The sequence below is a fragment of the Bradyrhizobium sp. LMG 9283 genome (assembly GCF_045571415.1).
Taxonomy (GTDB): Bacteria; Pseudomonadota; Alphaproteobacteria; order Rhizobiales; family Xanthobacteraceae; genus Bradyrhizobium.
The window spans coordinates 6,610,576-6,624,733 of the sequence record NZ_CP120691.1 but is presented as its reverse complement, the minus strand read 5'-3'; the positions used below and the strand labels follow the sequence as shown (position 1 = coordinate 6,624,733).

Here is a 14,158-nt window from a genome sequence, read left to right as displayed (position 1 = left end):
ACAGGGTCCTTATTTTACAATTTTGACGCGTTCCATCATTCCCATATCCTCGTGCCCGAGGATGTGACAATGCATGACGAACTCTCCTTCGTAGTCCATATATCGAGACTTGATGACTATCGGTCTTGGTTGGCCACCGGCTGGCAGAATGATCGTATCCTTCCACAGTTTCGCCCGCTGCATCTTGCCATCCTGCGCAGGCTCCTCGCGCTCTACTTCGAACGGGTTGACGTGAATATGAAAGGGATGAGGGAAAATCCCATCACCAGTGATGGTCCACCTGGATGCTTGACCCAGCTTGAGCATGCGGGGCGAATGCTCGGGCATAAAAACCCGTTCATTCGACGTAAAATGCAGCTTGCAGTCGGGAGTTTCTGTCTGGCATATCGGGCAATTGCCGTCCGGGGTGCAGGAGCGGCGGCTCATGCCATCGAAGCGCACCGACTGCTCCGCGTCAGCTAATTCCTCTTCCCTGATCGGAACGAGATCGCTCGGGACGCGGTCACGCAGCTCTTCGCTACTCGGCAATGCCATGTCTCTGGAGGCGCCCTCAACGAGCACTCGTGCAATGATGCGTTGCGGTTTGTTTCCGATATCAGCAATGAGATCCCCCGCATTGAAGGCGGCTCTTGACTGCGCGACCCGAATTGCCGCCGTTGCTGCTTGCAACGACAGGGCGGGAGGTAACATGCCGTCTCGCAAAAAGTACTCCTTCGAGGTCTCGCCAGCGGCGAGAGGAGCGGCCTTGACCAGAACGTCGCTTCGGTAGCCGGGACCGAGCAGCAGCTCGCGGACACCTTCTTGAGAAGGCTCGGCCGCTGGCCAGTCCACCCGGCGACCCAAGGCCAGTCCATCTGCTGCGATTTCATGGAGCTGATGGCCGTCGAGTGCCAGGGCAATATTGTCTTCGACGCCCGCATGAACAAAGCGCCATCGCTGCACCTCGCCCGGATGAATCCGGATCGTCGGAACGAACACGCCATTTACAGTGATGTTACGCGACCACTGCCGGTCCGGAATTGCTTTGTCGAAGTCCTCAAGCTTTCCGTCAGGTCCAAACCTTATCTGCTGAAGAACGAACACTTTTTGTTCGGCGGCCTTGATTTCGGGTACAGCATCCAGCCCGCCATTTGCATCCTGACCACCCTCGATAATGAGAGCTCCTGCCATCCCACTGGAAACCTGCACGGCAGTGCTGCCATGAAAGTGAGCGTGATACCAAAAGGTACCTGTCGGATGTTTGTCGGGGATGTGGATCCGATACAGCTGCGTGGCTTTGGGGTCACCCGGATACTTCTCCGGCCGTACTTCCAGGAAAACGTTATCGCTATTGCCGGAAGGAGAGGTGTGCAGCCCGTGTGTGTGAAGATTGGTGATATTGAAGCTGAAATCGCCGTCGTGGTCAGCCGGATGTGGATCCTGCGGGTGATGGTGCATCACATCTCCCGGCAATTTGTTCGTCAAGCGGATAAAGAGCGTATCACCCGGTCTTGCGCGAATGGTGGAGCCAACGAGATCGCCGTTATAGGAGCGAAGCTCAATTTCGCACCCTGCGATTTTCTTCCCCTTCGAGTATTGCACAACGAGCTCGTAGGGGGCGCTTTCGTTCGTTGGTCGGACGACAGCAGGTTCATGAAAATCGGCAAAGCCAAAGCTCGTGATGAGCTCCTTGATCCAAGCCTCACGCTGCTGCGGATTGCGCGGGTAGGGGGCACACGGGTCCGTGACAGGCACCTGCGCGCAAGCAAGCCCGGCACTCTCAATTAGCGCCAGGAGGACAATAGCAATACAGCGGGCTGAAACACTGCATCGAGACAGCATCATTGCTCCGTGCATCTCGTTGTATCCACAACCAAAGCTATTCTATCGGCGCTTGTGAGGCAGGCAAGAAAAATGTCAGCTTGCGCATGGCCCATCAGAAAGACTGGCAAGGAATTACCAGCCATTCTCCTGACGCAACTAACGGGAAGACGTAGGCATTCTTGGCGCTCCGTGCATGTGCGCGCCTAAAGCGAGCTGAGAAGGCAACTCCGGCTCAGGAGAATGGTAGTCAGTAGTCTATTCTGGGAACGCCCGAGCCGCGATGCACGCACATCATGCACATGGTGATTGTTCCGGCTTTGATGACCCGCAACACGCTCGGCTTTCGCTTTGCCGTGGACTTCAGGTGGGCGTCAGGTGTATGGTCATATACAGTAAACGCTAAGATTGAATCAAGCCAGCCGGTGCCGGTCGGTCATTTCGACGCGCAAGGCTGACGGCGCCGGGTGCCGTACCGCGAGCGGCTCCAGCGCTGAAGTTCTGGTGCGAACGATTTATGTGATCCGGGAGGACGTCCGATGTTGCATCGCTTTCGGTCGCACGGGCTCGGTGCGGCGGCTGCTCCGCAGAACACCGTGCCGCCACGCTCGGTGATCGAGCCGATCGAGGATATCCGGGCCTCGTTCATCGACAAGTTTCAGAAGCGGCGCATCGAGGCCGGCGAGAAGCCCGCCGAACGTGCCGTCTTCCGCAAGCAGCACGGCGCCGCGAAAGGCAGGCTGACGGTCGCGAACGAATGCCCAGCGAAGCTTCGCAAGGGGCTGTGGCAAGGCGGCCCCTATGACGTTTGGATGCGCTGGTCCAGCGACGTGCCGCCAAACGTTCCGGATCAGAACAACAACACGCTCGGCTTCGCGCTCAAGCTGTTTGGGGTCAAAGGCCCGACGCTGGCAACCGACAATCCGCTCGCGTCTACGGCCGACCTGATCTTCCAGAACAGCGATATCTTTTTTGTCGACAACGCGCAGGAAATGGCGGCGATCTCGTCGGAAGACGAAACGAACGCTTTCACCGCGATCCACAAGCGGTCGTTGCTGATCCTGAACGAGATGGCGAAGGAAGAAAAAAGTCTCGCGGCGGCGCGTTATTACAGCACGCTGCCATATGCGGTGGGCGAGGAGATCGTTAAATATCGTCTCATTGCCGCACAAGCGGTGCAGACCGCCGCGCCGGGCCCATCCCCGGTCTATCTCGCGGAGGATATCAAGGCGCGGCTCAAGGCCGGTGCGATCAGTTTCGTGATGGAGGCGCAATCATTCGTCGACGACAGCGTCACGCCCCTCGATCGCGCAACCGAGCGTTGGGAGGAGGCGATCTCTCCCTTCGCGCCCGTCGCCCGGCTGGATATTCCGGCGCAAGACATCGATCAGGCGGGTCAGGCCGCCTATGGCGAGGGCCTTGCGTTCTCGCCGTGGCGGACCTTGTACGAGAACAGGCCGCTCGGCTCGATTGCCGACGCAAGGCGCATCTCCTACCCGGCCTCCGCCGCCGTGAGGCGCAGCCTGAACGGACAGCCGATGGAGGAGCCGGACCATCCGCGCTGACGGGGGGCTGCGGCAATTCTCGTGCGACCGCCCCTGCTTTTTGGATAATCCTTTTGATCTCGAGATCAGACAATGATCGAGCCACACGCAATTGCAGCGCTGAAAGTCTATCCGCCGATCGGCATCGCCCGCGTGGGCAATGCTCAAGGCGCCGATGACTACGTTATCGGTCCCGAAGTGATCGGCGGCGCGCCGACCTTGCCCGGCACGACGCCGGAGCACCCGGCTCGCTTTGTCGAGGACTTCCGCACCGCGAGCGGCGAGATCAAGCGCCAGGCCGCGCGCTTCCGCGTCTACGCCCACATGAAGAACGGCAGCGTGCAGGAGGTGACCGCCGCATCCGCGAAGATCGAGTGGCGCGTCAACATCGCGAACCTCAAGGCCGGTTGGTACGACTTCAATCAGGCGATGGACCTCGGCGCGTTGAGCCACAACGCGTTGCAGCGAAACCGCGAGCTGGTTTTGCCGAACGCCAGGTGGAAGCTCGACATCACTCCAGCGCCAAAAAGCATTACGGGGCAGACGGCCGGCCCGATCAGGCTGGATGACGGCGCGTTCTGGGGCTCGCCGGTCTATCTCGGCGAGCTTCGCACCGACGACGAGGGACGGCTGATCTTCCTCGGCGGCAACGGAGTGTCGCAGCCGTTCCGCAGAGGGACACGGCCCCTCACATTCGCCAATAATCCAGGTTGGCACGATGACGTCAGCGACGGGCCCGTGCGGGCGCAGGTGACTTTCCCGGGGCACGCACCGATCGATGCAGAGCCCGGCTATGTCTGCGTCACGCCGCCGAATTACGCGCCGGGCCTGTTCGGTCTCGTGACGATGGACGACGTGGTGCGGGAGGTCTTCTACGACAAGGAATGGATTCCACGGCCGGTCAAGACCTCGTTCACCAATGACGTGCTGCCGGTGTTTCAGCGCCTGACCGGACTGCAATGGGTCAATCACGGGCTCTTCCTCGTACATGGCTTTGGCTCGCCGCTCGACGCGCAGAATCCGCAAGTCGTCGCGAAGCTCAACGACGCGTCTCCTGCGAATGCGGCGTGGCGCACCGCCGTACTGGCGTTGTTTCGCGATCAAAGTGCGGGTGGCGCCCTGATCGAAGATCAGATCCCGCAGATCTTCGGCGATGCGGTCGACGAGTTCTTCGGCAACCCGCCGAAGCCACCGAATTCGCTGCTTGCCGTGACCAAGACTCAGTACGCGCACCTCAAGCGCTGGGCTGCCGGAACATTTGACGCCGACGGGTCGTCGAATGAACCGGCGCGGCCGCAGGACTTCTCCGCCCTGCCTCCCGAGGTCCAGGTCGCGCATCTCGAGCGCGCGCCTTTGCACGACTGTGTCGGCGGCCCGTTCCATCCCGCGATGGAGATGACATGGGTGATGCGGATTCCTCTGATGTGGACATCGGCGTATCGCCTGAAAATCCTGCCCGGCGAGCAACCGGCGCGGCAGGATTTTGGGAGTGCACTCACGCCGGCGGTCTGCACCGGTGCGAACGGCCCACACGACGGTGTTGCCGCAGGCTGCCTCACCCGTTTCCTCGGCGTGCCCTGGCAGACCGATCATACCTCGTGCAATTCGGCGGCCGACTACTTCCCCTCGACGTTCCTGTCGATGCCGACGTTCTGGGGAGCGCGTGCACCGGATCAGGTTCTGGCGGACGGAAATTATCTGCGTGCGGCCGCTATCGTGCCGCTCGGTCAGGCGACGCAACAGCAGACCTTCAAGCACCTGATGAACCGGGTCGACTGGCTCCGCGACATCCGCTGCAACGATTACTATGACCGCCTGTCGAACATGATTGCGGAATGGTCCGAGCTCGGCATGGTGTTGCCGGTGAAGAACGCGCCTGCATCCTTGCCGGTACAGGACGTGCGCGTCGAGCAGGGACGCAGCGACAACGGCGTGCTGATCGATGTCACGACCGATCCGAAGTACCACGCGGTCGAAAACATGGAGAGCCTGTTCTCGCCGCAGACGACGAAAGTCTTGGCGCAGAGGCGCGCCGCGCGCACGACGACTCCGCCGCCGAAGCGGACCTATCGCCAGGGCGAGATCTGACCTTGGACGTGCTGCGCACCGATTGTTTCGTGGTCGGTGCGGGGCCTGCTGGCCTGACTGCCGCACGCCTATTGGCCCTCAAGGGCCGCACGGTTGTCGTCGCGGATTCCGGCACCGCTCGGACGACTCGCCTCGAGCTCCTTGCGCCCGCGTCGCATGTCACCGTCGCGGCGCTAGGACTTGAACATCTGCTGGGCGATTCGGCAATCGCCCGGGCTTGCCTCGGAATTCGGCGCACCCGCCGCTCGGGCGAGCACGACTATGAGGACTTTCTGCGTCATCCCTGCCGCGTCGGCTATGTGGTCGATCGCGCCCGTTTCGACGAGCGCCTTCGCGACGAGGCTGTCGCCGCCGGGGTTACGTTCTGCGGTCTTCGCGCAATCGGCGTCACGCTGGACCGTAGCGTCATCTGTCGTGCAAGCGACACCGCGAGGACGAAGCTCGTTCTTGCAGAAATCGTGGTCGATGCCACCGGCCGCGCCGCCGCGATCGCGCGGCGTCGGGGAGCGCGCGTGGCCGCCCGGGATCGCATGGTCGCCGAACTGGTCGAGGATGCGGCCATCGACGCGACCGCCGACTCCGCATCGTGGCTCGATTACCGCAGCGATGGACCAACCTGGTCCTACCGCATCCATGGTCCACAAGGGCGCGTACAGAATTGGTGCATTCGCGCCTCCGGGACACCGGCTGGACACGCGCTACTCCGCGTGGACGCATCCGCATGCATCCTCTCACAAGCTGCGGGCGAAGGTTGGATTGCAGTGGGTGATGCGGCGATGGCGTTCGACCCGATCGCCTCTCAGGGGCTGTTTAACGCTTTGTCGTCCGCGTTGGTCGCTGCGGGTGCATTGTTATCGTCCGATCGATTGAGTCCGACCGCAGCTAGATTGTATTCCGACGCGGTCACCGCAACATTCGTTCGCTGCGAAGCAGGGCGCTTCAGCGTCTACAACACTACACCGCTTTTCAGGACGTGAAGCCTAACCCAGAAAAAAGCGATCGTGTAAAATCGATTACTCATTGATCGCGGTCGAATTTGACTGGTTGCTTGGTGCTGCTCACAATCGAATTGATCTTGATTCCGAAGTTGGCCTGCAAATCAAGCCACGCTTCCTTTCGCCCTGCCGAGAGTTAACCTGGCAGCGTACGAGCGGATCGGGCGCCATCAGAGCACTACGGAAACCGCTGTATTCCAATCTTCCCGAAGTCAAATCGCATGGCCTGCTTATTCATCTTGCTCGGATATGTTGTCTTCTTGGTCACCTATGAAAAGGATCGACCAAAGTGAATGCCGCTGGTCTCCCTGTTTTTGCCAAAAACGCCAGCCGCCCCGAGCAGACTTCATAGCACCTGCCTCTTAATCAGCGGGTCCCAGGTTCGAGCCCTGGTGCCCCCACCATACAAATCAAGACCTTGGCGAGAGAAACCGTTTGAGAGAGCCGAACTAAAACGGTTTTTCAAACGGTGTTTTTGGCGGCTAGTTGGCGAGCCCGCTCTCGGCATTGTGATCTGCGCTGCTCGTGTCGCTGGAGACCAGGACGATTTGAAAGCCGCTCAGCAGTACCCTCCAACGATGTATTGGGTCAGAGCCGCCCGACGTAGCCGGCATTTTCCCACTTCTGTTCAATATCATCGGCGACGCACTGCGGAAGCTGCGCCGCGCTTCCATCAAAATAGTGCTTGAAGTCGACGTGAACCCTCATGTTGTTCGGCCGGTAAGGCGCCACTCGGTCAAAGAGGAGAACCGATCCCGCCTCGAAGCGCCGATAGACTGACTTGTGCATCGGCGATTTCGATTCTCCACTCTCGGGATCGATCAGAAGATCGCGCACGCCGGCCTTGAGGAAACCGCCCGCCTGCTCATTGTGTTGGGGGCCGGCGGGATCGGGCGACAGCCGTAGGACACTGCCGTCGTGTTTCAGGCCGCCCGGAATGAGCGAGGCTCCGGCCAGAAGCCAGTTGAGCGCGACGTCCGAGAGCCGCGCCTCATTCTCGAGATAGCCGCCGCCGACATCGGCGTGCACGCCTGGAAACCAGACCTGTTCGAAGTAAAGGTTGCCGTGTGCGTCCCGCTCGTCCTGCTTATCGGCCGTGGGCGACCAGCCGACACGTTTGAAGTCGGCGCGGTTCTCGTCGATGGAAATCGCGTGCTTGGCGTAGCCCACGTTCGGATTCAGGGTCGTGTCGTAGAATTTGTGCTTTGGCGGCGCGAAATGCGCGGTCCGCAGGCGCTTCAAGAACCCATAGCCGGGCAAGGATGGCGCGATCTTGAGATAGTTCATGAGAAAGGCGATCAGCGCTGTGGCGATGCCAAGGTAGCTCAGAATCCAGGCCCCCCATCCAGCCCATGGAAAGACCGGCTGAAGGAAGCCACCGAGCCAGTGAAGGCCGATCAGTAGCGCAATGCCCGACGTCACGAGCGCCGAGGCCAGATATTTGTGGCCGAGGGCGGCGACGGTATCGAACACGCCGATGAAGTAGGGAAAGACGTTGGCGTGCTCGGCGCCTGCGACGGTGATCGTGCTGCCGTACTGCTGTCTGAATTGGGCGGCGATGGCGTCGCGCGTCTCCAGCAGAAATTGGCGGTACCCACCAATCTTGCGTGAGTACGATGGGCAGAATTGATAGACATCCTTGACGGCGTGCTCGGCCAGCCTGTGGATGCTCTTTGGGTCGCGGCGCAGGGGCGAGCCGTCCGGCATATGGCGCGGGATCCCGCAATAGGTCATGACGCCGGCAACCGATCGGACCGTGTAGGCGCCGCGGCTGAAGCCGATGAGAAATATCCGATCGCCTTCCTCATACAGTGCAATGATCGCGGCATAGCAGTCGACAATGTTCCGGGTGATCCCAAGGCCCGTCGCCATACTGGCGAGGTTGTAAAGCCACCGCATCCAGCCGATCTTGAAGTGGCCGCCGTCGGACGCTGAACCAAGACCGGCATCATAGAAGGCCACCTGTTTGGATGGTTCGACCTTCGTGTCCGGGCCGACCCGGCAGGCGCGGTAGAGCTTGTAAACATTCGTACGGGCTTCGTCGAAATTGATGCCACCAGCCTGGCCTGTGCCGTCGGAAAAGATCACAATATTCTTCGGCATCGCACGCCAACCCCCAAAGTGCGCCAAAGGCCAACCTATATCACGGATTGTGCGTATCGAAATGTGAGCTGGCCCACTTGCGCACAGCGTGCGGATTGTCATGTCCCTTACTTTAAGTCATCTAAGCTTCACACGCGGCGGTCGCGTAAACGGCTTGATCGGTATTGGCGCTTAAACATCGCCTTTTTCAACAACATGCGGCGAATGCCAGTGATAAGTAAGCTAACGCTGCAAGTTGAATAGCACGCTGCCGCGTCCACGCGATGCGACAATTGCACATCGCAGTACGGAACGGGTAACGAAGGAGGCGCGTCGTGGCGGGATTTTTCCGAGTACGGCAAATTCGAAGCCCGATCCGGCGGCATCATTCGCAAAGGAAAACACTGCAGGGTCTTGGGCTCAACAAAATTGGCCGCATAGCAACAGTACCCTTCAATGGCTCAATCTGGGGAATGGTTCAGAAAGCGAGGCATCTGATCGATTTTCCGGACCAAGAGTTGCTCGAAGCGCATCGCTTGATGCTGCCGCAGCCAATTGATGAAGTGGCGGATGAAACGCTCATGCGCGAGCTTCTTTTTAAGGGGCTGGGGCTTGAACTCGCTCGTCTGCCCGAGGGGAAGGTAAATAGCCCGGACTTCAAGATACTCAGGAATGGTGAACTGCTGGGCTACTGTGAGCTTAAGTCCCCGCGCGATGATCGCATTTTCGTGTTTCCCAACGATCTCAAGCCAGGTGAAATCCGGCAGGACGTCCGTGAAAACCCGACCGCGCATGCGCTTGCACGCGTGATTGAAAAAGCCGCCGCCCAGTTCGATGCCGTGAATCCGGATCATGCGCAGCCCAATATCCTGGTGATTCTCAGCCACGCGCGTCTCCGCGGGCCAATCGACCTGCACCTCGCGATCGCGGGCATGCCCACTCCGGAGGGAGGCCGCGGCTTCCTGTTAGTCGACCCGAATGAGAAGGATTTCACCAAGGCTTGGGCCAAACAAAGAAAGCTGTGGCAAGACGCACGACGGATTGATCTGTTTTTCTGGATCGATGCGCACACCCGCACCGTTCGCTATATCGTCAACAATGACGGCGCCCGACGCAAGGAAGCTTGCGATCTTATGAATATTCGCGGCTAGGGTACGAAGATTGTCTCCAACTCTGGCAAGAGACTGGCCGCATTCGGTTTGTAGCCCTTAGCGCGACACAAAGTCGGAAGGCGCGTTCGACTCCATTTTTGATGATGGTCCTTTAAGAGCCATCTGCGGCCTTGCCGGGTAACAGGAGAGCGCGAACGGAGCTACGGTCAATTAACCTGGAAAATTTCTTGTAATTTTGGTGATCCCGCTGCCAACGGCCGGCCACCACGGTTACAGGAACTAGCGCTCGCGCCGATACCGTCGTGATATCATCGAAGCTCGAATCCGGGCTCCAGACGACTTGCTCCAGGATGGAAGAAGGAATCAGAGACTCTTGGGCAAGTGAGTCCGCTTGCTGCTCTCGCACATCGTCACTGATAATCTCCATGTCGTCCACGAAGGTCGTATGTCCATCGACCAGCACTTCATAGTGGAGACAGATGTGGGAGAGCTCATGGAGGAGTGTGAACCAAAAATTATCTGCCCGATCATAACGTAGCGTAAGACCGACGACCGGCGCATTCGTCGATGTGACCATCGCCGCGCCATCGAGGAACGTGCCGGGGAGCGAGGGCATCACGATCACGGCTATGCCTAGATGCGAAAGGCTGTCGAGGACACGCTTTATTCCATCTATCTTGGAGCTTAGCTTTGCAAGTCTCCGCAAAGTTGCTCGGCTGAATTCAGATCGATCGAATGTGTTGGCGAGCGTCAAGGCTTCCGCGCGTTGCAAGACAGCGGCCTGCCAAAGTAAGAGCGCGCCTTGATCAGTCTTTGAGGCCGCTCGTTGCGTACGGGTCTTGCGAAGCAGGGCCGATGGTGCGGTTTGCTGAAGGGAGGCGGGGATGAAGTGGGATATTTCCTCTCTGTCGAGCGAGAAACCAAGCGTGTTTAAATGCCGGATCGCGCTGCCGGAGATCTCGTCGACGCTTTCAGTTTTTCTCGGCCGGGCGACTAGCGAGGCGTACGGGATTCCCAACCCCTCGTGAAGCGAACGGATCATGTCGATCGACAAGCTCCGTTTGCCAGTAAGGACTTCCGATACTCGCGCCCTTGATCCGATAAATGGCTCCAGCTGACGGGGGGTGAGTCCTTTTTCTTCCATTCGAAATTTGATCGCTGCAATTGGGTCCGGTGCGTCAACCCGCGCGAACTTTTCTTCATACTGCTCGATTAAGGTCGTCAGGACCTCGATCTCGTCATCGAAATCGCCTGAGTTCTTAGCCAGCAAGCTAGCGAGGCGAGCCTTCGTCGCCGACAGATCGGAAGCATTGCGGATCGGCTTGATGGTCACGATGCTCTATTCCAGGGTTGAGTTTGGATGCGGTGTCGGGCGGCGGATAAATCAATGGCCAGCAGCATGACGACGCCGATGCGGAAATCGATGAGGGTGCGAATGCGGAGCGCCGAAGGCAGCAGGTAGAAGGCCACCCACGGCAATGCCGACACGTCGACGTGTTGGAAATCCGCAGCAAGCGCCGTCGCCGAGTCCCATTGACCCGACTTCATCTCTGCGACCCAAGCCTTTACGGTACTATCGTAAGCAGGCGAGCCGGCCAGAAACGCCGCCACCTCGGTTTGTCCCACGAATCTCATAACAATCTCCTAGCTCCCATTTTGGGAGCTTCTTTGTTGACGGCAAGGTCAAAATAATCCACGCTCCCAATACGGGAGCATTCATATCTTGCCGGGCCGCAACCCAAGAGTTTATGGAGACCATTATGCGTCGCATCGCGATACTTGGCCGGAACCTGACGGACGAAGAGATCGAGCAGATCAAGCGTCTCGCCGAAGACGCGGGCATGGCTGGTGATGAGATCGAGGTGGTCAACGCCGTCGGCGAGCCCGATCCCGACTGCGAAGATGAGATCGTGGTGATCCTGGCCTCGGCAGACACCTGCACCGATCCGGCTCTTGAAGCAGACCTCGCGACCACGCAGCGGGGCGGGCGCCGCGCCGTTTGTGTGTGGCCCGAAGACGCAGCGCCTGATGCCCAGCCGTCGGACGCCATGAACAAATACGCCTACTCGATCATCGGCCCCGATGCCGAGAAATTCCGCGTCGTTGTTACGGAAGAAGACCAGCACTGTTTTGAAGGACCCAACGGTCAGCCCCTGCCCAAGCCTAAGACGGAGCGCAACCTGTGCGTCGACGAAAAAGCGAAAGCGTCATGAGCCTTTTCTCCTACGTCATCGAGCACGATCTCGGCTTCGCGCCCAATCCCTTTCACGGCGTCTGCACACTTGCGTGCTGCAAGCCGCAGATCCGCAAGATCGCCAAGGTGGGCGATTATATCCTTGGCACCGGCGCCGTCGATCCGAAGCTCGCCGGCCATCTCTGCTACTGGATGCGGGTCGACGAGGTCATGGGCTTCGATGATTACTGGCAGGATCGCCGCTTCCGCCGCAAGAAGGCGGTGATGAGTGGCTCGACCGTTCTGCGCTACGGCGACAACATCTATCACCGTGACGGCGGCGAGGAGTTCGTCCAGGAGGACTCCTTTCATAGTCTTGAAGACGGAAGCCTATCTCTCGGCGATCTCCACCGCGATACCGGCACCACCGACCGGGTGCTGATCAGCCGCGAATTCGCCTACTGGGGCCGGCTCGGCATCAAGATTCCCGATCATCTCTCTTTCGTGCTCAAGAAAGGGCCGGGGCACCGCTGCATCTTCACCGACGACCAGATTGCGCAGGTCATGGCGTGGCTGCAGACCTTGCCGCAGCGCGGCTACATCGGCGAACCCGCCCATTGGCAATTTATCGGCGCGAAAAAGCCGCGCGCGAAGAAGGCCGCCAAGGCTAAGGCGGTCAGCGCATGAAGCCGGTCGATTACGCGGCCTTCGTCGAGAAGACCAAGCAGTTTGCGGGCAAGCCCGTCGATGAACAGCGATCGATCGCACTCTACGGTTTGGTGAGCGAGATCGGCTCGCTGGTCGCGGCGGTCAAAAAGAAGATCTTGTCTGAGGGCGGCGAGGGGCCGCATTGGGACCAGCCGAACGACGAGATCACGGAGGAGCTGGGCGACTCCTTCTGGTATTGCTACTCTGCCGCGCAGGTGATGAGCGGCGGCTATGTCGACATTCTTTCCCACAACATCGCGGCGATGCGCGCCGAGATCGGCGGCAGCGACGACCGCGCCCACATGATCGAGCGTTCGCTTGATCCCGCCAACCGAGAAGCCTTTCTTGATGGCGCCGCGGCATTTCCACCCGCCGACGGCTATACCTTCGATGACTACCAGCGGCTTGCATACAAGACCGCACGCACGGACGGCCGCGTTTTACTCGAAGTGTGCCTTGCGCTTCTCTGGCAGCACGGCGCCGAATTAATGCGGACCGTGCTGCCTGCTCCCGAAGCCGCACTGCATACGAACGTGGCAAATAGGGAGCCGACCATTGTTCTTGGCGGTGTCGCCTGGCATCTTTCGGCAATCGCGAGCCTTTATCACCTTTCGCTTGATGAAGTTATTGCATCGAACTGCCGGAAAGTGCAGTTCCGGTCGGAGCGCGGCGCGCCGACGCCGCTGCATGATGCGGATCGCGACGCAAAGGAACAGTTCCCGCGCCAGCTCGATGTTGCCTTTGTGCGCATCGGCCCGCAGAAATCCCGGATGTATTTTGAGGGCAAGCCGCTCGGCGATGATCTGACGGATAACTATTACGAGGACGACGGATATCGATTTCACGACGCCATCCATCTGGCGTTCATCGGACATCTCGGCTGGTCTCCAGTCGTGCGCGGGTTGATGAAGCGCAAGCGCAAAAGCCGCGATGACAAGGTTGATGAAGTGGAAGACGGTGGCCGCGCCAAGGTCGTCGAGGAGTTGGTGATCAAGGCCATCCACTCAGAAGGCGACCGCCAGGCCAAAGCCGCCGGCCGGTGTATCGTGGGCACGCCGACGCGCCTGTTCCCCGAACGTACGCTGATCAATTTCAAGCTGTTAAAGATGCTCCGCGCCTATGTCGATGGACTCGAGGTCGCCAAGAATACGTTCTGGGAATGGGAAGACGCGATCTACGACGGTTGCGATATGTTCTTCCAGCTTTCCAATGAAAAGCAGGGCACGGTGCATATTGATCTCGACCGCCGGACCCTTTCCTTCTCTCCAACCGTTTGCCCCGGCGTTCAGGGCATCAGCGTCGGCCTCGGCATGGGTTCGGCGGAATTGAGCATGCGCGCGAGAGATCCGTTGCTCGGACCCTCCGAACAGGAGTGGGCGATGCGAGATAACCGGTGCGCCGAAACCGTGGCTGCCAAGCGCGCTGTTCTCGATGCGCTGGGATTGGACCAGAACTCTGCCGAGCTCTGGTCTGAAATCGAGGTGCGGCTCGGCACCGGAAACCTCGTCTACGTCAAGGCGGCAAAATCTGTTCAGCAGCGCGCATGGAAGTTGAAGGCCGTCGATTACAAAATCGCCTTCAGCCGGGATACGAACAGGGTCACCTGCACCGCGACGGCCATTGCCGATATACACGACATGGCCACGTGATACGGCG

The 14,158-nt window shown here is 59.5% G+C and carries 10 protein-coding genes and 1 pseudogene; 7 read left to right on the top strand and 4 right to left on the bottom strand.

The window, feature by feature from the left end; all coding sequences use genetic code 11:
• Positions 1-9: 9 nt before the first annotated feature.
• Positions 10-1,836: a multicopper oxidase family protein gene (locus P6U29_RS31135; RefSeq protein ID WP_407114166.1), complete on the bottom strand. Its 1,827-nt coding sequence runs from the start codon at positions 1,834-1,836 to the stop codon at positions 10-12.
• Between the two features lie 503 nt (positions 1,837-2,339).
• Here P6U29_RS31135 and P6U29_RS31130 point away from each other — a divergent pair.
• The 3 genes from P6U29_RS31130 (at position 2,340) to P6U29_RS31120 (ending at position 6,409) form a co-directional block, all read left to right on the top strand.
• The gene (locus P6U29_RS31130) at positions 2,340-3,365 is read left to right on the top strand and encodes a hypothetical protein (RefSeq protein WP_407114165.1); all 1,026 of its coding nucleotides are present in this window, start codon (positions 2,340-2,342) and stop codon (positions 3,363-3,365) included.
• Positions 3,366-3,437: 72 nt separating this feature from the next.
• Positions 3,438-5,432, top strand: a complete 1,995-nt coding sequence (locus P6U29_RS31125; protein WP_407114164.1) for a LodA/GoxA family CTQ-dependent oxidase — start codon at positions 3,438-3,440, stop codon at positions 5,430-5,432.
• Between the two features lie 8 nt (positions 5,433-5,440).
• Positions 5,441-6,409, top strand: coding sequence for an NAD(P)/FAD-dependent oxidoreductase (locus tag P6U29_RS31120; RefSeq protein ID WP_407119461.1), 969 nt, complete (start codon positions 5,441-5,443; stop codon positions 6,407-6,409).
• A 606-nt stretch (positions 6,410-7,015) separates the two neighbouring features.
• Here P6U29_RS31120 and P6U29_RS31115 read toward each other — a convergent pair.
• On the bottom strand, positions 7,016-8,515 hold the full coding sequence (locus tag P6U29_RS31115; protein WP_407114163.1) for a phospholipase effector Tle1 domain-containing protein: 1,500 nt from the start codon (positions 8,513-8,515) through the stop codon (positions 7,016-7,018).
• A 329-nt stretch (positions 8,516-8,844) separates the two neighbouring features.
• Here P6U29_RS31115 and rpmD point away from each other — a divergent pair.
• Positions 8,845-9,027: pseudogene (gene rpmD, locus P6U29_RS31110) on the top strand (50S ribosomal protein L30); the annotation flags it as partial.
• A gap of 745 nt (positions 9,028-9,772) precedes the next feature.
• Here rpmD and P6U29_RS31105 read toward each other — a convergent pair.
• Complete coding sequence (locus tag P6U29_RS31105) at positions 9,773-10,954, bottom strand: ImmA/IrrE family metallo-endopeptidase (protein WP_407114162.1); 1,182 nt, start codon at positions 10,952-10,954, stop codon at positions 9,773-9,775.
• Positions 10,951-11,256, bottom strand: a complete 306-nt coding sequence (locus P6U29_RS31100; RefSeq protein ID WP_407114161.1) for a hypothetical protein — start codon at positions 11,254-11,256, stop codon at positions 10,951-10,953. Before P6U29_RS31100 ends, P6U29_RS31105 begins: the two co-directional genes overlap by 4 nt.
• Before the next feature lie 125 nt (positions 11,257-11,381).
• Between P6U29_RS31100 and P6U29_RS31095 the strand changes: the two genes are divergently transcribed.
• From P6U29_RS31095 to P6U29_RS31085, 3 genes are read left to right on the top strand one after another with little or no spacing between them, the layout of a single operon-like run.
• A complete protein-coding gene (locus P6U29_RS31095) occupies positions 11,382-11,834 on the top strand; it encodes a hypothetical protein (RefSeq protein WP_407114160.1) in 453 nt (150 codons plus the stop codon).
• Positions 11,831-12,481, top strand: coding sequence for a hypothetical protein (locus P6U29_RS31090; protein ID WP_407114159.1), 651 nt, complete (start codon positions 11,831-11,833; stop codon positions 12,479-12,481). Before P6U29_RS31095 ends, P6U29_RS31090 begins: the two co-directional genes overlap by 4 nt.
• On the top strand, positions 12,478-14,151 hold the full coding sequence (locus P6U29_RS31085; RefSeq protein WP_407114158.1) for a hypothetical protein: 1,674 nt from the start codon (positions 12,478-12,480) through the stop codon (positions 14,149-14,151). The genes P6U29_RS31090 and P6U29_RS31085 overlap by 4 nt, the downstream gene beginning before the upstream one ends.
• Positions 14,152-14,158 lie beyond the last annotated feature (7 nt).

Coding starts and splice junctions, on each gene's coding strand:
- P6U29_RS31135 (WP_407114166.1), bottom strand. CDS start 1,836: ATGCACGGAGCAATGATGCTGTCTCGATGCAGTGTTTCAGCCCGCTGT.
- P6U29_RS31130 (WP_407114165.1), top strand. CDS start 2,340: ATGTTGCATCGCTTTCGGTCGCACGGGCTCGGTGCGGCGGCTGCTCCG.
- P6U29_RS31125 (WP_407114164.1), top strand. CDS start 3,438: ATGATCGAGCCACACGCAATTGCAGCGCTGAAAGTCTATCCGCCGATC.
- P6U29_RS31100 (WP_407114161.1), bottom strand. CDS start 11,256: ATGAGATTCGTGGGACAAACCGAGGTGGCGGCGTTTCTGGCCGGCTCG.
- P6U29_RS31095 (WP_407114160.1), top strand. CDS start 11,382: ATGCGTCGCATCGCGATACTTGGCCGGAACCTGACGGACGAAGAGATC.
- P6U29_RS31090 (WP_407114159.1), top strand. CDS start 11,831: ATGAGCCTTTTCTCCTACGTCATCGAGCACGATCTCGGCTTCGCGCCC.
- P6U29_RS31085 (WP_407114158.1), top strand. CDS start 12,478: ATGAAGCCGGTCGATTACGCGGCCTTCGTCGAGAAGACCAAGCAGTTT.